A 22,594-nucleotide genomic window follows, 5' to 3' on the forward strand; every position below is an offset into this window, starting at 1 on the left:
ATCTGAAATAGATAAAATTAATCAAAGAGTTAAGGAGTACCTTTGAAACACATAGTATTCATAAAAAATTACAAAAGAATAACCAAAAAATACTAGAATCTAATTTCTGGCAAGACAAATCAAATTCACAAAAAGTTATTAAAGAAAAAAAATTATATGAAGAATTAATAAATTCATATGAAAATTCATCTAAATCAATAATTGACCTAGATGAATTGAATGAACTTGCTTTAGAAGAAAAAAATCAGTCTGTCATAAATGAAGTTCTAGAGAGCATCAAAAATCTCAAAAAACTAGCTAAAAAAAATGAAACTAAATGTTTTTTATCAAATGAAACTGACAGTTTGGATTGTTATATAGAAATTCATGCTGGTGCTGGTGGAACAGAGAGCCAGGATTGGGCAGAAATGCTAAGAAGAATGTATCTAAAATGGTCAGATATTAAAAATTTTAAATCAGAATTAATTAGTGAACATAAAGGAGATGAAGCTGGCATAAAATCGTCAACTATTAAAATTGAGGGTGATTACGTTTATGGATGGTTAAAAGCCGAGTCTGGAATTCATAGATTGGTTAGAATATCTCCTTTTGACTCTGGAGCTAGACGACATACTAGTTTTGCTAGTATTTGGATTTATCCAGTAGTAGACGAAAATATTGAAATTGAGATAAATGAAAAAGATTTGCGTATTGACACTTACAGATCAAGTGGAGCTGGAGGACAGCATGTAAATACTACAGACAGTGCGGTAAGAATTACTCATTTACCCTCTAAAATTGTTGTACAATGTCAAAATGAAAGATCACAACATAAAAATAAAGACACCTGTATGAATATGCTTAAAGCAAGACTGTATGATTTTGAATTAAAGAAAAAGGAAAAAGAAAACCAAACAGTAGAGTCTTCCAAGTCAGAAATTGGTTGGGGTCATCAAATTAGATCTTATGTACTTCACCCATACAGAATGGTAAAAGACAACAGAACTAACTTTGAAAGCTCAAATCCAGATAAAATTTTAGATGGTGAGATTGATGATTTTTTAGAAAGTTCATTGTATAAAGTGAAATAATGAAAAGAATAATTAAAATTCTTATAATATTAACAATAACAGTTGCAGTTATTGTTATTTACTTAAGTATATATGGAATAAAGACCGAAAAGTTTAATAATGAAATAAAAAAAAATGTTTCAAAAACTAATAAAAATATTAATCTTTCATTAAACGAGGTCAATTATTTATTAAACCCACTAAATTTCAGTATTAATATTTCAGCAAAAAACCCCAAAATATTACTGGAAGATAAAAGTCTAGATTTAAGTGATATTACCACAAATATATCATTAAAATCTTTTATAAATAATCAGTTTTCTATTGATGATTTGAAAATTTCCACAAAAGAAATCCAAATTAAAGATCTAATCTCATTAACAAGAAAAGTTAAAGGATCACCTCAACTTTTTATTTTAGACAGTATTACTAAAGCAGGGTTAATTTCTGCAAATATAAATCTCACGTTTGATTTAGATGGGGAAATAAAAAAAGATTATCAAATAAATGGGACTATTAAAAAAGCTAAATTTAATATTTTTGACCAAGCAGAAATTGAAAATTTAAACCTTTCATTTGATATAAGCAAAAATCAATTAACATTAAGAAAAGTAGAAACAAAAATTAATAATATAAAGTTAAAATCATCCTTAATTAAAATTGAAGAAAGGAAAAATCAATTTTTTATTGAAGGAGAAATGATAAGTGATCAAAAAAATTTTGATATAAATAAACTAAAACCAATTCTTGGCGACTTACTAAGCGCTATTGAGGCGGAAAAGATAGATTTCAATTCTATAAATACTTTTTCTTTTAACGTAAACAAAAAATTAAAATTGAATGATTTAAAACTTGAAACAGACTTAAACCTAAAAAATTTTAAATTACTTAAAAACCCCCTAAATTTAAAAACTTTTTTACCCGATTATACTGAGCAAGTTAAACTTGAAGATCATAAAGTAAAGATTAAATTAACAAAAGGTATATTAGATATTAAGGGAGGTGGAGATATCTATATTGGAGATGAACTTGAGCAATTATCTTATAGTATTGTTAATGATGATGGAAAAATAATATTTGATACAAAGCTTAATATTAGAAAAAACCCATTAATAATAAATTTTTTAGATTATAAAAAGAAAAAAGGAGATAGTTCAGATATTTTCTTAAAAGGTATTTACAAAAAAAATAAAGAATTAATATTCCAAACTATTTCTATAACAGAAAAAAATAATCAAATTTTAATTAAAGATTTATTTTTAAGCAAAAACTTTAAAATTAAAGATTTAGATTACGTTAAGCTTGATTATAAAAATAAGAATAATCTTCTTAATAAAATAGAATTAAAGAGAAATAAATCTAATTTTTCTATAAAGGGCACAAGTTTTGATGCAACTCAGTTTATTAATAATAGTATGGATGATGATGAAAGTTCTACGATTTTTGAAAATTTTAATTCTAAATTTGATATTAAAATAGACACAACTTTTATAAACAAAAATGATTATACAAATAATTTATTTGGAAATTTTTCCTTTAAAGAAAATAAATTAGATAAATTGAACCTAGAGTCTACTTTTTCTAATAATAAAAAAATGAATTTATCTATTCAAACTAATAAGCAAAAAGAAACTATTACAAAATTCTTTTCAAACCACCCAAAACCTTTGATTAAAAGGTATGATTTTATAAAAGGATTTGAGGAAGGTTATCTAGATTTTTATTCTATTAAAAAAGATGGTGTTTCCAATTCTGTATTAGTAATTGATAATTTTAAAGTTAAAGAAGTACCCGTTTTTGCTAAACTTTTAAGCCTAGCATCGCTTCAAGGAATTGCAGACCTTTTAACCGGTGAAGGAATAAGATTTACTGATTTTGAAATGCGGTATTCAAGTCAAAAAGGTCATACTAAGATTGAAGAAATGTATGCAATTGGACCTGCCATTTCAATATTAATGGATGGATATATTGAATCAAAGAAATTGGTTAGCTTGAGAGGAACATTAGTTCCTGCAACAACCATAAATAGATCTATAGCTTCAATTCCTCTCCTTGGAAAAATACTGATTGGAGAAAAAACAGGTGAAGGTGTTTTTGGTGTAAGTTTTAAAATAAAAGGACCTCCAAAAAATCTATCCACAACTGTAAATCCAATTAAAACTTTAACACCTAGATTTATAACAAGAACACTAGAAAAAATTAAAAAGAACTAAATTAATTCAACTTTAATATGTTTTTTTTTACCAAGAGACAGCTTAATTAAGCTGTCTTTAAATAAATTCTTAGTAATTAAAAACTTTTCATCGGAAATAGCCTGACTATTTATTTTAATTCCATTTCCTTTAATTAACCTTCGGATTTCACTCTTGGAGTTTTCTAACTTAGATAGAATTACTAATTCTATAATATTTATATTATTGGCTAACATTTTTTTGTTAATTTGAATGGTTGGCAAATTATTACCCAATAAATTTTCAGAGAATGTTTGCTTTGCTGTTTCTTGACTTTTTTTGGCTTCATCCTCACCATGAAGCATAGATGTGGCTTTATTAGCAAGTAAAATTTTTAATTCATTAATATCATCATTTTTAATATTTTCAATTTCATCAATATTAATATCTGTAAAAATTTTTAAAAACTTTAATACATCCCGATCATCAATATTTCTCCAAAATTGCCAGTAGTCATATGCTGAAAGAATTTTTTTATCCAGCCAAACAGCTCCAGATACAGTTTTACCCATTTTTGCACCTGATGCTAATGTAATAAGAGGCGTCGTTAAACCATAAACATGATTGTTTGAATATCTTTTTATAAGATCAACTCCATTAACAATATTGCCCCATTGATCTGAGCCACCAATTTGAAGCATACAGTTTTCTTTTTTATTTAATTCTAAAAAATCATAAGCTTGCAAAATCATATAGTTAAATTCCATATAACTTAATGACTGCTCTCTTTCTAATCTAATTTTAACACTATCAAAACTTAACATTTTATTGATTGTAAAATGTTTTCCTACATCTCTTAGAAAAGAAATATAATTTAAATTTTTAAGCCAAGTATAATTATTAACAAATATAGGTTTTGTTTTTGGGTCTTTATCATCTAAAAAATTCTTAAGAATTTTCTCAATATTATTTATATTCTTTTCAATTTCCTCTTCAGATAAAATTGTTCTGGTTTTATCTTTGCCAGATGGATCACCTATTCTAGTGGTACCACCTCCCAATAAAACTATTGGTTGGTGACCGTGTTTTTGTAACAATCGAAGACACATAATTTGAAGCAAACTACCTACATGAAGACTTTCAGCTGTACAATCAAAACCTATGTAAGCTCTGATTTTTTCTTTATCTAATAATTGAGACAGGTTCTCTTCTCCAGTGCACTGGTAAAAGAAACCTCGATCTTTAAATTCTTTTAAAAATTTATTCATAAATATGTTATCTACAATATACAATATTTACTTAAAAAATAAGAATGGAAAAATTTTATACTTCTTTAGGGTTAATGAGCGGCACATCTATGGACGGTGTTGATGCATCAGTTATTAAGTCTGACGGTGAAAATAACTATGAACCTATATTCAACAAATATTTTGAATATGATGAGGTAATTTATTCAGACTTACTAAATCTAAGGGATAAAATAAATTCAATAAAAGATCTGACCATTAATTCTGATAAAATTAAAGAGCTTGAGAGAAAAATTACATTATTTCACGCCAAAATTAGTAAAGAAATCATAAAGAGCATTGGAATAGATGTAGATCTAGTTGGTTTCCATGGTCAAACAATTTTTCATAATGCTCTGGAAAAAATATCAAAACAAATTGGAGACGGTAATTTACTATCAAGTCTTTTAAAAAAAGACGTAGTTTATAACTTTAGAGAAAATGACATTCTTAACGGGGGACAAGGAGCTCCATTAGCTCCAATTTTTCACAACTTACTCATAAATCAGAATCAAATTGAGAAACCAGCTTGTATTTTAAATATAGGAGGTATTGCAAATATTACTCTTGTTGTCTCAAAAAATAATGAAGACCTAAAAAGTTTTGATGTAGGTCCAGGCAATTGTCTTTTAGACGAATGGGTCAGAAGACATACGAAAATGAAATACGATAAAAATGGAGAAGCCTCGAACACTGGAAAAACTAGTGAGGTTATACTAAATCAAGCGATTGATAATTTTGACAATATAAGTAATCACAAAAAACTTTCATTTGATATAAAAGACTTTGACTTAAGTTTTGTTAAAGGTCTTTCATATGAGGATGGCTTATCAACATTAGTAGATTTTACAGCAATAATAATTTACCAATCAATCTTAAAATCAATAAAATTTAATGAAAATGAAAAGCTATCAATAATTGTTTGTGGTGGTGGAAGAAAAAACTTTTCTTTAATGGAGAGTATAAGAAAAAGACTGCCAAAAAATATTTTTTTAAAAATAATTGATGATTATAAAATTGATGGAGATTTCATCGAGTCTCAAGCTTTTGCTTATCTTGCAATCAGATCTGTACTTAAAAAAGTAATTTCATATCCCAACACTACAGACGTAGAAAAACCTTCGATAGGTGGAGTTTTAGTTAAAAACTATTAAGACTAAAATAAAGCAGATTCTTTTTTGATATATTTATCTAAATTTTTTACCAATACGTCTTCTGTTTTAGTAAAAAAATGATTAGCATCATTTATAGCTTGAAAGTCAACTTTAATACCTTTTTGTGCGCTTAATCTTTTATCTAGATCTGTAATATGTTCCAAGGGAACTAACTCATCCTTTTTTCCATAAATCATTAAACCTGAAGTAGGACATGGAGATAAGAATGAAAAGTCATAAACATTTGGTTGTGGTGATATTGCAATAAATCTATTTATTTCTGGTCTTCTCATTAGTAGTTGCATTGCTATTAGTGATCCAAAAGAAAATCCTGAAACCCAACATTGTGAGTTGTCAAAATTTTCACGTTCTAACCAATCTAGGGCTGCAGCTGCATCCGCTAGTTCGCCTTGACCATTATCAAATTCACCATCACTTTTTCCAACACCTCTAAAGTTTACCCTACATACAGAAAATCCATTTTCCATAAAAGTATGAAATGTATCAACTACAACTTTATTATTCATTGTTCCTCCATATTGAGGATGGGGTTGTAATACTAATGCTATTGGTGATGTAATTTTTTCACTTTTGTAATACTTGGCTTCCATTCTTCCGGCAGGTCCAGGTATAAAAACTTCTACTATTTTGTTATCCATAAATGATATTGATTATTATTCTCAAAAAAAAGTTACATCTATCATAAGTGAGCGACAATATGTTAACTTTTTTATCTAATCTATACTTGACTAATTTAGTCAAGTTTGTATAAAATCCACAGTTTAAAGGGTAAATAATAACTTAATATCAAAAAAATGAAATTAACGTCAAAAGGCAGGTATGCAGTAATGGCTTTAGCTGATTTAGCTAATTTTAACAGCGTAGATCCTATATCTCTAAGGGATATATCATTAAGACAGGGCATATCATTAGATTTTTTAGAACAAATATTTTCAAAACTAAAAAAACACAACATAGTGAAAAGCACCAGAGGGACTAATGGTGGGTACGTTTTAAACAAAGATCCTGCTCAAATTAAACTAGCAAATATACTTAATGCTGTAGATGAAGAAGTTAAAACTGTTCAGTGTAAAAAAGAGTCAAAAAAAGGATGTAATAGCAAAACATCGAAATGCATTACCCACAATTTGTGGGATGAACTTGAAATACATATCAATAATTTTTTTGAGAAAAAAAATTTAAAAGATCTTATAAGCAATAAATTAGAAAGTATAAATTAAAATGGACGCTAGAGAAAAAGAGATAGAAAAATTAAAAGATTATAAATATGGTTTTTCAACAGATATTGAGAACACAAGAGCTCCCAAAGGATTAAATGAAGAGGTTATTAAATTTATTTCAGATATAAAAAAAGAACCTAAATGGATGCTTGATTGGAGACTAAAAGCATTTGAAAGATTAAAGCAATTAAAAGAGCCAAATTGGCAAAAACCAAAATATCCTAAAATAAATTACCAAGATCTTTACTATTACTCTGCACCAAAAAGCATGGATGACAAACCTAAAAGTTTAGATGAGTTAGATCCGAAATTACTTGAAACATATAATAAACTAGGAATACCACTACAAGAACAGGCAAGATTAAATGGTATAGCTGTAGATGCTGTGTTTGATTCAGTGTCAGTAGCAACAACTTTTAAAGGTGAGTTGAATAAAAAAGGAATAATTTTTTGCTCAATGTCTGAGGCAATTCGAGAACACCCTGAGCTTGTAAAAAAATATTTGGGATCAGTAATTCCTTTATCAGATCATTATTTTGCAACATTAAATTCTGCAGTATTTACAGATGGTTCATTTGTTTACATTCCAGAAGGTGTCAGATGTCCGATGGAGCTATCAACTTATTTTAGAATTAATGCTACAGAGACAGGTCAATTTGAAAGAACATTAATTATTGCCGACAAAGGAAGTTACGTTAGTTATTTAGAAGGCTGCACGGCACCAATGCGAGACGAAAATCAATTGCATGCCGCTAATGTAGAATTAATTGCATTAGATGATGCTGAAATTAAATATTCAACGGTTCAAAATTGGTACCCTGGAGACAAAGATGGTGTAGGAGGTATTTATAATTTTGTTACTAAAAGAGGATTATGTAAGGGGAAAAATTCAAAAATTTCATGGACACAAGTCGAGACAGGTTCAGCAATTACATGGAAGTATCCAAGTTGTATTTTAAAAGGAGATAATTCTGTTGGAGAATTTTATTCAATAGCCATCACCAATAATCATCAGAAAGCAGACACTGGTACAAAGATGATTCATCTTGGAAAAAATACAAAAAGCAAAATAATTTCTAAAGGTATATCAGCTGGTTTTGCTGATAATACATACAGAGGATTAGTGGACATCGCTAGAAATGCTGATAATGCTAGAAATTTTACTCAATGTGACTCGTTGTTAATGGGGAATAAATGCGGTGCACATACAGTGCCTTATATAAAAAATAAAAACTCTAGTTCAAATATTGAACATGAGGCTACTACTTCAAAAATCAGTGAAGAACAATTATTTTACTGTAATCAAAGAGGTTTAAATCAAGAAGAGGCTGTCAGTTTAATTGTTAATGGTTTTTGCAAAGAAGTGTTACAGCAGCTTCCAATGGAATTTGCTGTAGAGGCACAAAAATTAGTTGGTATTAGTTTAGAAGGGAGTGTTGGGTAAATGTTAAAAATTAAAAATCTTAAAGCAAAAATAGATAATAAAGAAATTTTAAAAGGATTAAATTTAGAAATTAAGCCAGGGGAAGTGCATGCAATTATGGGACCGAATGGATCTGGTAAAAGTACACTGTCTAACGTTCTTTCTGGAAAAAAAGGTTACACGGTAAGTGGAGATATTACATATTTAAATAAAAATTTACTAGATTTAGAGATTGAAGAGAGAGCGCACAAGGGAATATTTTTAGCATTTCAATACCCCTTAGAAATTCCAGGCGTTAATACTAATATCTTTTTAAAAACATCTTTAAATGCAATTAAAAAAGCAAAAGGTGAAAAAGAATTAGATGCAATCGAATTTTTAAAATTAGTTAAACAAAAAGCCTCAGAGTTAAAATTTGATGAAAAAATTTTAAGCAGACAGTTAAATGTTGGTTTTTCTGGTGGTGAAAAAAAAAAGAATGAAATTTTACAAATGTCAATTTTAAATCCCAAATTATCAATTTTAGATGAAACAGACTCTGGTCTTGATATCGATGCTTTAAAAATAGTTTCAGAAGGTGTTAATGCATTAAGAAGTAAAGAAAGTTCTTTTTTAATCATTACTCATTATCAAAGATTATTAGAATATATAAAACCAGATTTTGTGCATGTTCTAATTAATGGACAAATAGTTAAATCAGGTGGGTCAGAACTTGCATTAGAGCTTGAAAAGAAAGGATACGAAAGTTTAAGTTAGATTATGGAACAACTAAAAGTAGATTTTAATAAAGTCATAAAAAGTTTAAAACTTTCAGAGAAAAGTATAAATTCTAGAAAAGAAAACTTTAATCAATTTGTAGAGAATGGTTTTCCAAATAAAAGAGTGGAAGATTGGAAATTTTCAGATTTGAATCAGATAATTTCTTCTAATATTGAAAATTTACGCCTTCATACTGACTTTGAAATAAGTGAGATTGATGAAACTACCTTTATTGATAAATTTGCACACAATAAGATAATTTTTCTTAACGGTGTAATTTCAAAAGTTGATTTTAGCTCTGAAGATGACACTAAAGTTTTGATAACAAGAGATTTAAATCAAAATAAAAATTTCAAAGAAGTTAATTCATTGGTTTCATTAAACAATGCTCTCATTGCCAGTTATATCAGAGTAACGGTTAAAGAGAACTATTCCATGAATGAGCCTTTAATTATATACAATATTACAACCAAAGAGCTTAAGTCAACAGCGATCAATTTGAAAACAGATATTGTTCTTGAAAAAAATAGCAGTTTGAAACTTATAGATTTGTTTGATGATAATTCTGAAAATAATTTTATTAATATAGTTCAAAATTTTGATATTGCACAAGATGCTATTCTTAAAAATTATAAGATCGATCATAAAAAAAATTCTAATATTAAATACTCCTATAATAATATTAATTTAGCAAAAAATAGTATTTCAGAAAACTTTATTTTTTCGACTGGGTCTAAATTTATAAAAAATGAAATTAATTGTAATTTAAATGATGAGTACAGCTCAGCATTTATTAATGGAATAATCAATTTAACAAACTCACAACATCATGAAATCAAAACTAACATTAATCATCTAGCCGAAAATACAAAAAGCTATCAATTAATTAAAAGTGTTTTAAATGAAAATGCAAAAGGCATTTATCAAGGTAAAATTTATGTAGACTCAAAAGCCCAAAAAACAAATGGGTATCAACTTAGTAAAGCTTTATTATTAAGTGAGAATACTGAATTTGATGGAAAACCAGAACTTGAGATCTATGCTGATGATGTGAAATGTTCTCATGGAGCAACATCTGGAAATTTAGATGAAGATGCAATATTTTACTTGATGTCTCGTGGTTTGAGTAATCAGCAATCAAAAGAGTTATTAATCAATGGTTTTTTAATGGACGCAGTAGAAAAAATTACAGATATAGAAATTAAAGATCTAATTAAAAATATGATAGGAATTACAGAATGAGTATATCAGGCATAAAAAAAGAATTTCCAATATTTAGTAACAAGATTCATAATAATGATCTTGTTTATCTTGATAGTGCTAACTCATCTCAAAAACCACAATCAGTAATTGATAGAGTAAACGAGTTTTATACTAATGAATTTTCAAATACAGGCAGAAGTGTTCATTACTTAGCAGTGGCAGCAACTAATCTTTATGAAAATACACGATCTTCTGTTCAAAAATATATTAATGCTAAAGATAAAAATGAAATTGTATTTACTAAAGGTGCCACTGAAGCAATTAACCTTGTGGCTAATACTTTTGGCCAAAAATATTTAGAACATGGAGACGAAATTCTTATAACTGAACTTGAACATCACTCTAATTATGTGCCATGGCACTTTTTAAGACAATCAAAAGGGATTAAGATTGAATTTGCAGAAATTAATGATGATGGTGAAATTACTCTCGAAAGTATTGAAAAAAAAATTAATTCAAAAACAAAATTAATTGCTATTACTCATTTATCTAATGTGACTGGAGCTGTTTTGCCAGTTAAAGAAATAACAGAATTAGCTCACTCAAAAGGTATCGCAGTTTTAGTTGATGGTTGTCAGGGTGCACCACATTTAAAGTTAGATATGCAAGATATTGACTGTGATTTTTATGCTATTTCATGTCATAAAATGTATGGACCAACTGGTCTTGGAGTGCTTTATGCTAAAAAAAAATGGTTAGAACAATTACCTCCTTATCAAGGTGGTGGTGGTATGATTAATGACGTTAAAAAAGACAGTATTACTTATGGTGATTTACCAAACAAGTATGAAGCTGGAACAATGGCAACAGCACAAGTTATTGCCTTTGATCAATCTATAAAGTTTCTAGAAAAAGTTGGAATAGAAAGTATGATCAAACATGAACAAGAGTTAATTGAATATGGACAAGAAATCTTAAAAAGAAACAATTCTGTTAAATTAATAGGTAATCCTAAAAATAGAGCTGCAGTTTTATCTTTTACAATTGAAGGCGTACATCCACACGACATAGCCACTATATTAGATGAAGATGGTGTTGCTATAAGAGCCGGACACCATTGCTGTCAAATCTTACATGATAAATTGGGAATTTCAGCAAGCGCACGTGCTTCATTAGGTGTTTATAATACAAAGGAAGATCTAGACCAACTTAATAGCTCAATAAATAACTGTAAAAAAATTTTTAATTTATAATGAATATTAAAGAACTTTATCAAGAAATTATTTTAGAACATGGAAAAAATCCACGCAATCTAAGAAAGACAGAAAATTTTAACAAAGATGCAAAAGGTAATAACCCTTTATGCGGTGATAATGTTCATATATTTCTAAAATTGGATGAAGACAAAAAAGTACAAGATGTTTCATTTGAGGGAAGTGGCTGTGCAATTTCAATGGCATCAGCATCAATAATGACTGATTTAATGAAGGGAAAAGAAGAAGTTCAAGTCAAAGAAATTGTAAATGATTTTTTGGGTATGATTAAAGAGAACCCTGAATTAAAATCAAAAAATTTGCAGGAAGATGAAAAAACTAAGTTAATGTGCTTATCTGGAGTAAAACAATATCCAATGAGAGTAAAATGTGCAACATTATCATGGCACACTTTAATTTCTGCAATTGACAAAACTCAAGAAGAAATCAATACTGAAAACTAGATAAAATTATGGATTTAAGAGAACAGGTAATAGCTGAAATTAGAAAAATTTATGATCCTGAGATACCGGTTAATATTTATGAATTAGGTTTGATTTATGACGTTAAGGTAAAAGAGGATAAAGCTAAAATTATAATGACTTTAACTACACCCAATTGTCCTGTCGCTGAAAGCTTACCTCAAGAGGTTAAAGATAGTGCCATGCAAGTGGAAGGTATTAAAGAAGTTGATCTTGATTTAGTTTTTGAACCACCTTGGGAAAAATCAATGATGTCAGAATCTGCTAAATTGGAGTTAAATTTATAATGAATCCAATAATTAAACTAAGTGACAATGCTGCAAGTCGTATTAAAGAAATTATGTCTGGTATTGAATCAAATTCAATTGGTGTTAGAGTTGCCGTTAAGTCTGGTGGTTGTGCTGGCATGTCTTATGTAATGGAATATGCAAAAGAAATTAATCCATCAGATGAAATAATTGAGGACAAGGGTGTTAAGGTTTTTGTGGATGCTGCAGCTGTTATGTATTTATTGGGAACTGAAATGGACTATAAAAAAGAAGAATTTTCATCATCATTTGTATTCAATAACCCCAATGAATCTGAGCGTTGTGGTTGCGGTGAATCATTTAAAGTTTAATATTACTTTAACGCATATCAGTATTGCAAATATCACATATCTAGTGTATTAAATAGGTATGAACAAATTTGAATTTAAAAATCTTGTTAAATCTTTAGAAAAGTCATTGAAAGAAAGAACTTTTTTCAAGACACTTCGAAAAGAAGTAAACACTGGTGCTAATGGCACACAGGATTACGTTGTTAAAAAAGGAATTAACAAAGATACAATCGCAACAACTAGACAATAATTAGTCTTAGCTACTGTAATACATCTCAAATTCTACAGGATGAGGTGCATGTTCAAATCTGTGTATCTCTTCAAATTTTAAAGCAATATAAGCATCAATTTGATCGTCAGTAAATACACCACCTTCAGTTAAAAACTCTCTATCTTTATCTAAACTTTCCATTGCCTCTCTTAATGAACCGCAAACAGTTGGAATATTTTTAACTTCTTCTGGAGGTAAATCATAAAGATCTTTGTCAAAAGATTCACCTGGGTGTATTTTATTTTTAATTCCATCTAAACCAGCCATAAGCATAGCAGCAAAAGTTAAGTAAGGGTTTCCTGAGGCATCAGGAAATCTTATCTCACATCTGGCACCATTTTTATTTAAACTAATTGGTATTCTACAAGATGCAGATCTATTTCTTGCAGAGTAAGCCAACAGTACAGGTGCTTCAAATCCTGGTATTAATCTTTTATAACTATTTGTTGTAGAGTTTGAAAAAGCATTAATAGCTTTTGCATGTTTTAAAATACCACCAATATAATGTAATGCTATCTCTGATAATCCAGCATAAGCTTCACCAGAAAAAACAGGCTTATCATTTTTCCAAATTGATTGATGAATATGCATTCCAGAACCATTGTCACCAGCAACAGGTTTAGGCATAAACGTTGCTGTTTTTCCGAATGAATGAGAAACCATTTGAACTACATATTTATAAAGCTGAACATTATCTGCTGTTTCAACTAAAGTTCCAAAAACCATACCTAGCTCATGTTGACTTGGAGCAACTTCATGGTGATGTTTTTCAACTTTAACACCAACTTCTTTTAAACTTTTTAAATATTCACCTCTCATATCTTGCTCACTATCAACTGGAGGTACTGGGAAATATCCACCTTTAACTGGAGGTCTGTGACCCATATTTCCATTGGCATATATAGTTCCAGAATTATAAGGACCTTCTTTGCTGTCTATTATAAAACCAGTATTATTTGGATTGTTATTAATTCTAACATCGTCAAAAACAAAAAATTCGGGTTCAGGACCAAAAAATGCTTTATCACCAATTCCAGATTTTTTTAAATACTCTTCTGCTTTTTTCGCCGTTCCTCTTGGGTCTCTTTCATAAGGAGATTTTTTAACAGCATCTAAAATGTCACAAAAAAGTATTAAAGTATTATGAGAGGTAAAAGGATCCATAACAAGTCTTGATGTATCAGGTTTTAAAATCATATCTGACTCGTTGATAGCCTTCCACCCAGCTATGGATGAACCGTCAAAAAATACACCCTCATTAAGCATTTCTTCGTCAACAATCGTATGGTCCATAGTTAAATGTTGAAGTTTTCCTCTAGGGTCAGTAAATCTTAAATCAATAAATTCAACTTCTTTATCTTTAATAAATTTTAATACATTACTAGCAGTCATAGTTTCTCCCTTTTTAAATTTTGTAGCTCATTATTAACAAATCTTTTTAAAACAATATTGCTTGATTAATAAATATCACCTATGCGTTTTTTACATATGAATTACAACATTATTTGCTAAATTAGCAATCAATTGTTAGTTGAAATATGAGCTTATTAGACAAAGAACCAGTTAAAAGAGTGGAAAAATTTCTTAAAGGTTTTGACCAATCTTTGGAAGTTATCGTACTTGAAAATTCAGCCAGAACAGCAAAAGATGCAGCAATAGCTTTAGGTTGTGATGTGGGTGCAATTGTTAAGAGCTTATTATTTAAAACTGGGGATAATTTTACCTTGTGTTTAGTGGCAGGTGACAAGAGATGCTCATTAAATAAATTAAAAAAAATTAAGAATATAAAAGATATTTCTATGGCTTTTCCAGAAGAAGTTAAAACTCAAACTGGCTATACAATTGGTGGTGTTTCACCAGTAGGTCATTTAAATAAGCTGGAAATTTTTATAGATAAATCTTTAGAAAGGTTTAATGAACTGTTTGCTGCAGCGGGACATCCAAACTGCATTTTTAAGATTAATTTTAAAGATATTCAAAAAATTACAAATGGAAAAGTTGAAGATATAATTGAATGAGACAGCCTAAATTAATTGACTATACTTTATTAGTAATTTTATCTTTAATATGGGCGTCAGCTTTTTTTAATATAAAAATTGCAACAGAATCTTTTGGTCCTATTACAATTGCTTTCTTAAGAGTTTTTTTTGGATCAATTCCAGTGCTATTATTATGTTTTTATAAAAAAATTAAAATAGAAGCTTTTTCAAAAGATTGGTATTGGTTTGCTATAATTGGATTTGTAAATTTAGTACTACCATTTTTTTTAATTGCCTACGGTGTAAAATCGGTTCAAAGTAATTTAGCAGCAATATTAATGTCAACTACACCATTAAGCTCAACTGTATTAGGACATTTTTTTACTAAAAATGAAAAATTTGACTTTATTAAAACATTCGGAATATTAATTGGTTTTTCAGGAATAGTTTATTTATTTTCAGACAATTTGTTAATTAATGATAATAATTTTTTCTCTGCATTAATGATTTTACTTGGGTCAACTTGTTATGTAGTAGGTGGAGTTTTAACTCTTAAAATCAGTGATAAAAAAAATGAAAATGTAACAGGCTCAATATTAATCTGGGCTATAATAATTTTGATACCTTTAGTTTCTTTTATAGAAAAACCTTGGGAAACTACACCCTCAATAGTGTCAAGTATTTCTGTAGTTTATCTTGGTTTAGTATCAACAGGTTTAGCATGGCTTCTTAGATTTAGAATTTTAAAGAACAATGGACTAATATTTCAGTCTCAAGTTTCTTATTTAATACCTATTTTTGGAATTATATTAAGTTATATATTTTTAGATGAATTAATTACTGATAAAGTTTTAACTTCACTATTAGCGGTTTTAGTTGGGCTTTATTTTGTAAAAAAAGCAGGAAATAAAAAAATTACTTAAGTTTAGCCATCTCCTTAATGTGTGATGGTCTGGTTTCACAGCAACCACCCAGAATTGTTGCACCAGCTTCTTTAAATTTTTTTGCTATTAAAGCCATTTTTTCTGGTATCAGATCTTCTCTATGACCCAGAAATTCATTTGGGTTTCCTGTTTTACTTTTATTAAAAGTATTTGTGTAACCAGCTGTAGGTTTTGTTGTAATAAACCCATTGAGTTTAAAGCCAAATGGAACATCTAAACTTTTTATTTCATTAAGATTTTTTTCATAATTTTCTGGTGATACACAAGAAAGTATTATTCCAAGTAAACTTTTGTGATTTATTGTTGTGATAATCTCAGAAATATTTTCACCACTTGGCAATTTCACACCCTCTGAGATATGAGCCCCAATAAGATAAGGTTTATTGAAACTTTTTATGGCTTCGATAGCTAATTTAAACTCTCTTACGCTACTTAATACATCAAAATAAAAAAAATCTATAAAAGGATCAAGTAATTTTGCTTGATCATAGAAATTTTCTTTAATTTCATCATTAGCTCTTGTGTCTGCTTCATAGGTTAAATATTGAGGAGGCAATCCTCCAGCAACTAAGATATGTGGATTTAAATCTTTTGCTTTTTTAGCTATTTCACCAGCTTTAGTATTTAAATACTCAAATTTATCTTCAACACCATTATCCCTTAATCTCATTCTTCTTGTGGTAAATGTTGTTGTTACAATAATCTCAGCACCTGAATTTATAAAATCTAAGTGTGTATCAAGCAAAAGTTGATGATATTTTTCCTGCAATAATGCATTAGCACTCCAGAGGGTACCATTTGCTTCTACACCTCTCGCTAATAACTCTTGACCCATTCCACCATCTAGAACTCTGGTTTCTTTGAAAAAATTTATATCCATCTTTGTTCCTTACTTTTTTAGTGCTTTAGCTTTATGCCAGGCGCACAATATAGTCCAACTACCCTTACCAATTAATTTAATGATTTCCTTTTTAGCAGTTAGTACCTGCAATATGGATCAAATCGGTCAGCTGTTTATATAACTAATTGAGTGATTAGCAATCATTTTTTGAATAATATTTTAGCATTAAAAGAGAAAGATCTTCTCTCACCATCAACATTAAATGGGTAGGCAGTATGCATCAAATAATTTGGAAAAATCAATAGATCCCCTAATTTAGGGTTTAAATTATAGATACTTTTACTCAAAAAGTGTGTTTGCCCATTAATAAAATCAATAGTTCCATTAGTTTTAAACTTTTTATTTTTAACAAGTTTATTTTGATTCATGTCTTTTGGGATTCTAAGATAGCCAACTCCTGACAATTGTCCATCATGATAATGAATGGGATTATATTCATTTTTTAATTGTCTAACTACCCATAGATTAATTATTTTAATTTCTTTAATTTTTTTTACTTCAGACTTATCAAGATAAATTTTGATATTCTTTATTAACTCTTTAGACAAACTCTTATTAACCAATTTTTTAGGAATCTTGATTTCATTCTTAATTTGACTTGCTAGTTTAGAGCTATAATCATTTTTTTTTGATAATTGAGACTTATCAATATGATTATTTAATATAGTAATAATTTTTTTGGATAACTTTGTTTTTCCTATAGTTGGTCCAAAAGCTCTGAATGTTTTCATATTTTATCTATAATAATTCAATACTTGTGTTATGCAAACAACTTCAGTCCCATTCGAATAGCGACAAATATGACAAGTGTCGATGTTACTAAAGCCAACATTCTTGCAGGAAAAATTTTAAGATTTAAATAATTTCCTAATTGACCTCCCAATAAAACTAAAAGAAATAATGGCCAATAACTATAAATTTCATTTATTACAGAAGATTTTGTGAATTGACCAGCAAGTCCTGACATAGAATTGATTAATATAAAAAGAGATGCTGCTGTTGCAATGTTCTTAGCGCTATCAACTCTGACCAATAATAGTATTGGACTTAAAAATATACCACCACCAATACCAACCACACCAGATACAAATCCAATAGATGCACCAATCAATAATGATAATATAATTGGTATCTTTTTATAAACTTCAATTTTTTGATCAAAAGATTGAAATTTCAGAAGAAGCAGAGCTCCTGCTAGTGTCAAGACGACAAAAAGTAAAATTTCAAAAACTTCTTTATCTACTGATAATGATCCACCTATGAATGCAAGTGGAACAGATGACATTAAGTATGGGGTAAGTATCTTAAGGTTTATATTCCCAGCTTTAATATAGTTAATACAATTTCCTGATACGACAATAATATTACAAAAGAGGGCAATTACAGGAAAGATTAAGTAAGGAACATCCCAGATTAATAGAAGAGCCAGATAAGTAGAGCCACCCCCAAATCCAACACTTGAGTATAAAGTTGCTGTCAGAAGAAATAAAAATGATAATATAATCACAGTAATTATTTTAAATTTATGATTGTAAATATAGCACTTTTAACTGTTACGGACACTAGAACTTTTGAGAATGATAAGTCAGGTGCGATCTTAGTAAAAAAAATAGAGGAGGCTAAACATAAATTAATCGATAGAAAAATTTGCAAAGATAACAAAGAAGACATTATTATAATCCTTAAAGATTGGATTAATCGAACTGAAATAGATGTTGTAATCACAACAGGTGGCACTGGACTTACAGGTCGAGATATTACACCAGAGGCAGTGAACGAGATTGCTGACAAACATATTCCAGGTTTTGGAGAGGTATTTAGAACAATAAGTTTAAAAACAGTTGGTACATCTGCTATTCAATCAAGAGCTTGTGCTGTGCTAGCTAATGGTAAGTATGTGTTTGCTTTACCGGGATCTTCAGGTGGGGTCACGGATGCTTGGGATGGAATTTTAAAACATCAATTAGACATAAATCATAAACCCTGTAATTTTGTAGAACTATTTCCAAGACTTAAGGAAAAATAATTATTTTTGATATTTTTCTTTCCACTCAGGATAAGGCATACCATATACGTGTTCGCGTGCATCTAGATCTGAAATTTCAATACCTTTTTTTTCTGCTTCTTCTCGATACCATTTTGATAAACAGTTTCTGCAAAAACCAGCAAGATTCATAATGTCAATATTTTGAACATCTTTTCTTTTATCCAAATGTTGGAGTAACCTTTCAAAAGTAGCTGATTGCAAATCTTTTTTTTATCTTCATTCATATCAAAACTATTAAACAACTTTTAATTAAGCACAAGATGTAGTTAAATCAATCATAAGTTGCACCCATTTTAGTCAGCAAGTCTATATTCATTTTGTAGATAATTTGATGAAATTAGCATGTGAAGAAAAAAAAAATAGATAAGAAAATAAAAAGTAAAATCAAAAAAAAGTCAAAACGTAACTTGATCAAAGAAGTATCAAAAAAAAAAATTAAACAAAAAAAATTAAAAAAGACTACTTCTGTTAAAAGAGGGAAAACTAAAAAAATTAAAATAAAAAAAATAGTTCAAAAAAAAAAAATAATAAAAAAAGAAAATAAGAATTCAAATAAAATAATAATAAATAAAATTGAAATAAAAAGACAAGAAGACTTAATAAAAGAAATGCAAGAAGAACAAAGACAAACACAAAGACAAGAAGAACAAAGGCAAGAAGAACAAAGACAAACACAAAGACAAGAAGAACAAAGGCAAGAAGAACAAAGACAAGAAGAACAAAGACAAGAAGAACAAAGACAAACACAAAGACAAGAAGAACAAAGACAAGAAGAACAAAGACAAACACAAAGACAAGAAGAACAAAGACAAACACAAAGAAAAGAAGAACAAAGGCAGATACAAAGGGAAGAAGAACAAAGACAAACACAAAGAAAAGAAGAAAAAAAACAGGCACAAAGAGAAGAAGCACAAAAACAAGCATCTCAAGTACAAGCTGAACAAGAGCAAAAACCAGAAGCTCAAGTACAAGCTGAACAAGAGCAAAAACCAGAAGATAAAAAAGAATAATTAATTGACTAGATGATGGTTATTGAGAAACAACATTGAAAAAAAAGAAACAAAAAAAGCATAATGAGATCAAACTAAGATTGCAAAAAATAACAAATTTTACAACTCAGTCTTTTAATACGGTTTATAAAAATTTCAAAAAAAAACAAAAAATTGCAGAAAAAAATGAATTAAAATTCAGAGAAGAGCAAGTTAAAAAAGAACAAAAAAAAATAGAATTAAAAATAAAAGAACAATTAAAAAGAGATGATGAGATAAAAATAAAAGAACAAGATGTAAGATTAAGAGAACGAGAACTTGAGTCAAAAGATAAAGAACAATCAATAAAAGATGATGAGATTAAAACAGAAGAAGAAAAATTAAAGTTTAGAGAGCAGAAAATAGAAATAAGTGAACAAGATAGTATATTAAGAGAAAAAGAGATTGGATTAAGAGAAAAAGAGATTGGATTAAGAGAAAAAGAATTAAGTATAACAAAAAAAGAACAATCAGCAAAAGATGATGAGATAAAAATAAAAGAACAAGATGTAAGATTAAGAGAACGAGAACTTGAGTCAAAAGATAAAGAACAATCAATAAAAGATGATGAGATTAAAACAGAAGAAGAAAAATTAAAGTTTAGAGAGCAGAAAATAGAATTAAAAGAAAAAGAATTAAAACGAAAAGAACTGGAACAGAAAAGAATAGAAGATCAAAAAGATCATAAACAAAAAGAGTTAGAAAATCAAAATATAAAAAAGTGGGAAGATAAATTTGATCAGGAGCTGAAACAAAAAGAAGAAGAGGAAGCTTTAAAATTTGAGCAATTTAAAAAAAAAGAAAAAGAAGCATCAAAACCTAAAGAAGACTTGATCTCAAAATTAGAGAGCTTTGAGGTAGATAATAATAAAAAAAATTAGTTAAAGAAAAAGATTTGAAATCTAAAAAATATTAACATACTATTTTTAAATTAAGCACAAGATGTAGGTTGTATTCAATCTTGAGTAGAAACTTAATAATATAATGCGTAGATATTAAGATTAATTTTTGTTTAATTAAGTAATGGCTACTAAAATTAAAAAAACAGCCAAAAAATCTAAACGTAAGGCCAAAAAAAAAATTAAAAAAAACTTGGTCAAACGATCACCTAAAAGTATTAAAAAAGTCAAAAAGAAAAAAGGTGTGACTAAAAAGAAGTTACTTAAGCCAATAAAAAAAAATAAGCTTAAGAATATTAATAAGAGAGAGAGGATAAAAATGAGTACAGAAACAGTAAAAGGTGGACGATCTCCAATGTTAGATACGTCTCACTTAAAAGTTAAATTTCCATTTAAAGAACAATATGGAAATTTTATAGGTGGTAAATTCGTTAAACCAAAATCAGGAAAATATTTTGATAACGTAAGCCCAATCAATAATGAAGTTATATGTTCCGTTCCAAGATCTAATGCACAAGATGTTGAGGCAGCACTTGATGCGGCACACGCAGCTTTTCCTACTTGGGGTGTTACATCAATAACAGAAAGATCAAATATTTTGCTTAAGATAGCAGATGTTATTGAGAAAAACTTAGAGCTGTTAGCAACTGCTGAATGTTTAGACAATGGAAAGCCCATTAGAGAATGTATGGCAGCTGACTTACCATTAGTTGTTGACCATTGGAGATATTTTGCTGGAGTTATTAGAGCAGAAGAGGGGTCGGTTTCAGAAATAAGTAATAGTGAATATTCTTACCATATCCCTGAACCACTTGGTGTGGTTGCACAAATTATACCTTGGAACTTCCCATTATTAATGGCAACATGGAAACTTGCACCAGCTTTGGCTGCAGGAAATTGTGTAATCTTAAAACCAGCTGAACAAACACCAGCATCTATCTTGCTTTTAATGGAATTGATTGGAGACCTATTACCTCCTGGAGTTCTTAATGTTGTAAGCGGATTTGGTTTGGAAGCAGGAAAACCTTTAGCGTCATCTAAAAGAATTAGAAAGATTGCTTTTACAGGTGAGACTACAACTGGACGTTTGATCATGCAGTACGCGGCGCAAAACTTAATTCCAATAACTTTAGAATTAGGTGGAAAATCTCCAAATGTTTTCTTTGAAGATGTCATGGATCAAGATGATGACTTCTTTGATAAATGTCTTGAAGGTTTCACAATGTTTGCTCTCAATCAAGGTGAAGTTTGTACTTGTCCTAGTAGAGTATTAGTTCAAGAATCTATCTATGATAAATTTATGGAAAGAGCAATTGCTAGAACAAAAGCCATCGTTCAAGATAACCCTTTAAAAATGGAAACCATGATTGGTGCTCAAGTATCATTGGAGCAAATGGAAAAAATAAAATCTTACTTAGATTTAGGTAAGAAAGAGGGAGCTAAAGTTCTATGTGGAGGTGAAGTTGCCAACTTAAACAGTGGTTTGGAAAAAGGAAATTATATCCAACCTACTATTTTTGAAGGTGATAACTCTATGAGAATATTCCAAGAAGAAATTTTTGGTCCAGTTGTATCAGTTACTAAATTTAAAGATGAAGCTCATGCATTAGAAATTGCTAATGACACTCTTTATGGTTTAGGTGCTGGTGTTTGGACTAGAAATGGGAATGTTGCTTATAGAATGGGAAGGGGTATCCAGGCAGGAAGAGTTTGGACAAACTGTTACCATGCTTATCCAGCTCATGCTGCTTTTGGAGGTTACAAGCAATCTGGAATTGGTAGAGAAACTCATAAAATGATGCTTAATCATTATAGACAAGTGAAAAACTTACACGTGTCTTATAGTGAGAAAAAATTAGGTTTCTTTTAACAGATATATTATTCTGGCCCGTAAAATATACGGGCC

General features: G+C 29.0%; 25 protein-coding genes and 1 riboswitch. Of the genes, 18 read left to right on the forward strand and 7 right to left on the reverse strand.

The window, feature by feature from the left end:
* Positions 1-11: 11 nt before the first annotated feature.
* The gene (prfB, locus tag ABXT45_RS01840; protein ID WP_415314436.1) at positions 12-1,070 is read left to right on the forward strand and encodes a peptide chain release factor 2; all 1,059 of its coding nucleotides are present in this window, start codon (positions 12-14) and stop codon (positions 1,068-1,070) included.
* A complete protein-coding gene (locus ABXT45_RS01845; RefSeq protein ID WP_415314061.1) occupies positions 1,070-3,262 on the forward strand; it encodes a hypothetical protein in 2,193 nt (730 codons plus the stop codon). Before prfB ends, ABXT45_RS01845 begins: the two co-directional genes overlap by 1 nt.
* Here ABXT45_RS01845 and tyrS read toward each other — a convergent pair.
* The gene (tyrS, locus tag ABXT45_RS01850; protein ID WP_415314062.1) at positions 3,259-4,488 is read right to left on the reverse strand and encodes a tyrosine--tRNA ligase; all 1,230 of its coding nucleotides are present in this window, start codon (positions 4,486-4,488) and stop codon (positions 3,259-3,261) included. The two genes, ABXT45_RS01845 and tyrS, sit on opposite strands and share 4 nt — an antisense overlap.
* Positions 4,489-4,532: 44 nt before the next feature.
* Here tyrS and ABXT45_RS01855 point away from each other — a divergent pair, with 44 nt between their 5' ends.
* Positions 4,533-5,660 carry an anhydro-N-acetylmuramic acid kinase gene (locus tag ABXT45_RS01855; protein ID WP_415314063.1) on the forward strand — a complete coding sequence of 376 codons (1,128 nt, stop codon included), beginning with the start codon at positions 4,533-4,535 and terminating at the stop codon, positions 5,658-5,660.
* 2 nt (positions 5,661-5,662) lie between these two features.
* On the opposite strand, the gene ABXT45_RS01860 is transcribed toward ABXT45_RS01855, so the two are convergent.
* Entirely contained in the window at positions 5,663-6,319 is a 657-nt protein-coding gene (locus ABXT45_RS01860) for an alpha/beta hydrolase (RefSeq protein WP_415314065.1), read from the reverse strand.
* Between the two features lie 156 nt (positions 6,320-6,475).
* Between ABXT45_RS01860 and ABXT45_RS01865 the strand changes: the two genes are divergently transcribed.
* The 9 genes from ABXT45_RS01865 to ABXT45_RS01905 are packed head-to-tail and all read left to right on the forward strand — an operon-like array spanning position 6,476 to position 12,869.
* Complete coding sequence (locus tag ABXT45_RS01865) at positions 6,476-6,901, forward strand: RrF2 family transcriptional regulator (RefSeq protein WP_415314067.1); 426 nt, start codon at positions 6,476-6,478, stop codon at positions 6,899-6,901.
* Position 6,902: 1 nt separating this feature from the next.
* On the forward strand, positions 6,903-8,345 hold the full coding sequence (gene sufB / locus ABXT45_RS01870) for a Fe-S cluster assembly protein SufB (RefSeq protein ID WP_415314069.1): 1,443 nt from the start codon (positions 6,903-6,905) through the stop codon (positions 8,343-8,345).
* Entirely contained in the window at positions 8,346-9,080 is a 735-nt protein-coding gene (sufC, locus tag ABXT45_RS01875) for a Fe-S cluster assembly ATPase SufC (RefSeq protein WP_415314071.1), read from the forward strand. It begins immediately after the preceding gene.
* A 3-nt stretch (positions 9,081-9,083) separates the two neighbouring features.
* Positions 9,084-10,325 (forward strand): Fe-S cluster assembly protein SufD, encoded by a 1,242-nt coding sequence (gene sufD, locus ABXT45_RS01880; protein ID WP_415314073.1) that lies wholly within the window; start codon positions 9,084-9,086, stop codon positions 10,323-10,325.
* Positions 10,322-11,539 (forward strand): aminotransferase class V-fold PLP-dependent enzyme, encoded by a 1,218-nt coding sequence (locus tag ABXT45_RS01885; protein ID WP_415314075.1) that lies wholly within the window; start codon positions 10,322-10,324, stop codon positions 11,537-11,539. The genes sufD and ABXT45_RS01885 overlap by 4 nt, the downstream gene beginning before the upstream one ends.
* On the forward strand, positions 11,539-12,003 hold the full coding sequence (sufU, locus tag ABXT45_RS01890) for a Fe-S cluster assembly sulfur transfer protein SufU (RefSeq protein WP_415294566.1): 465 nt from the start codon (positions 11,539-11,541) through the stop codon (positions 12,001-12,003). Before ABXT45_RS01885 ends, sufU begins: the two co-directional genes overlap by 1 nt.
* A gap of 8 nt (positions 12,004-12,011) precedes the next feature.
* Positions 12,012-12,308 (forward strand): iron-sulfur cluster assembly protein, encoded by a 297-nt coding sequence (locus ABXT45_RS01895; protein WP_415314076.1) that lies wholly within the window; start codon positions 12,012-12,014, stop codon positions 12,306-12,308.
* Complete coding sequence (locus ABXT45_RS01900; protein WP_415314078.1) at positions 12,308-12,640, forward strand: HesB/IscA family protein; 333 nt, start codon at positions 12,308-12,310, stop codon at positions 12,638-12,640. Before ABXT45_RS01895 ends, ABXT45_RS01900 begins: the two co-directional genes overlap by 1 nt.
* 58 nt (positions 12,641-12,698) lie before the next feature.
* The gene (locus tag ABXT45_RS01905; RefSeq protein WP_006997167.1) at positions 12,699-12,869 is read left to right on the forward strand and encodes a hypothetical protein; all 171 of its coding nucleotides are present in this window, start codon (positions 12,699-12,701) and stop codon (positions 12,867-12,869) included.
* 6 nt (positions 12,870-12,875) lie between these two features.
* Here ABXT45_RS01905 and glnA read toward each other — a convergent pair whose 3' ends face one another.
* Entirely contained in the window at positions 12,876-14,282 is a 1,407-nt protein-coding gene (gene glnA / locus ABXT45_RS01910) for a type I glutamate--ammonia ligase (protein ID WP_415314079.1), read from the reverse strand.
* A 146-nt stretch (positions 14,283-14,428) separates the two neighbouring features.
* Here glnA and ABXT45_RS01915 point away from each other — a divergent pair, with 146 nt between their 5' ends.
* The gene (locus ABXT45_RS01915; protein ID WP_415314080.1) at positions 14,429-14,908 is read left to right on the forward strand and encodes a YbaK/EbsC family protein; all 480 of its coding nucleotides are present in this window, start codon (positions 14,429-14,431) and stop codon (positions 14,906-14,908) included.
* Complete coding sequence (locus ABXT45_RS01920; protein ID WP_415314081.1) at positions 14,905-15,792, forward strand: DMT family transporter; 888 nt, start codon at positions 14,905-14,907, stop codon at positions 15,790-15,792. The genes ABXT45_RS01915 and ABXT45_RS01920 overlap by 4 nt, the downstream gene beginning before the upstream one ends.
* Here the strand turns inward: ABXT45_RS01920 and ABXT45_RS01925 are convergent.
* The 3 genes from ABXT45_RS01925 to ABXT45_RS01935 form a co-directional block, all read right to left on the reverse strand.
* A complete protein-coding gene (locus ABXT45_RS01925; protein WP_415314082.1) occupies positions 15,785-16,693 on the reverse strand; it encodes a homocysteine S-methyltransferase family protein in 909 nt (302 codons plus the stop codon). The two genes, ABXT45_RS01920 and ABXT45_RS01925, sit on opposite strands and share 8 nt — an antisense overlap.
* A gap of 9 nt (positions 16,694-16,702) precedes the next feature.
* Positions 16,703-16,766: riboswitch (SAM riboswitch) on the reverse strand.
* A gap of 88 nt (positions 16,767-16,854) precedes the next feature.
* On the reverse strand, positions 16,855-17,445 hold the full coding sequence (locus ABXT45_RS01930) for a 2OG-Fe(II) oxygenase family protein (RefSeq protein ID WP_415314083.1): 591 nt from the start codon (positions 17,443-17,445) through the stop codon (positions 16,855-16,857).
* 29 nt (positions 17,446-17,474) lie between these two features.
* Positions 17,475-18,221 (reverse strand): TSUP family transporter, encoded by a 747-nt coding sequence (locus ABXT45_RS01935; RefSeq protein ID WP_415314084.1) that lies wholly within the window; start codon positions 18,219-18,221, stop codon positions 17,475-17,477.
* Positions 18,222-18,239: 18 nt separating this feature from the next.
* Between ABXT45_RS01935 and ABXT45_RS01940 the strand changes: the two genes are divergently transcribed.
* A complete protein-coding gene (locus ABXT45_RS01940) occupies positions 18,240-18,740 on the forward strand; it encodes a molybdenum cofactor synthesis domain-containing protein (RefSeq protein WP_415314085.1) in 501 nt (166 codons plus the stop codon).
* Here ABXT45_RS01940 and ABXT45_RS01945 read toward each other — a convergent pair whose 3' ends face one another.
* Positions 18,741-18,962 (reverse strand): DUF1244 domain-containing protein, encoded by a 222-nt coding sequence (locus ABXT45_RS01945; RefSeq protein WP_415314086.1) that lies wholly within the window; start codon positions 18,960-18,962, stop codon positions 18,741-18,743. It abuts the gene before it with no gap.
* A gap of 143 nt (positions 18,963-19,105) precedes the next feature.
* Here ABXT45_RS01945 and ABXT45_RS01950 point away from each other — a divergent pair, with 143 nt between their 5' ends.
* From ABXT45_RS01950 to adh, 3 genes are all read left to right on the forward strand, one after another.
* Positions 19,106-19,771, forward strand: coding sequence for a hypothetical protein (locus ABXT45_RS01950; RefSeq protein WP_415314087.1), 666 nt, complete (start codon positions 19,106-19,108; stop codon positions 19,769-19,771).
* 35 nt (positions 19,772-19,806) lie between these two features.
* Complete coding sequence (locus ABXT45_RS01955) at positions 19,807-20,670, forward strand: hypothetical protein (RefSeq protein WP_415314088.1); 864 nt, start codon at positions 19,807-19,809, stop codon at positions 20,668-20,670.
* Between the two features lie 337 nt (positions 20,671-21,007).
* Positions 21,008-22,558, forward strand: a complete 1,551-nt coding sequence (gene adh, locus ABXT45_RS01960) for an aldehyde dehydrogenase (protein WP_415314437.1) — start codon at positions 21,008-21,010, stop codon at positions 22,556-22,558.
* The last annotated feature ends 36 nt before the right edge of the window (positions 22,559-22,594 follow it).

This window comes from Candidatus Pelagibacter sp. Uisw_106 (assembly GCF_047724975.1).
GTDB lineage: Bacteria > Pseudomonadota > Alphaproteobacteria > Pelagibacterales > Pelagibacteraceae > Pelagibacter.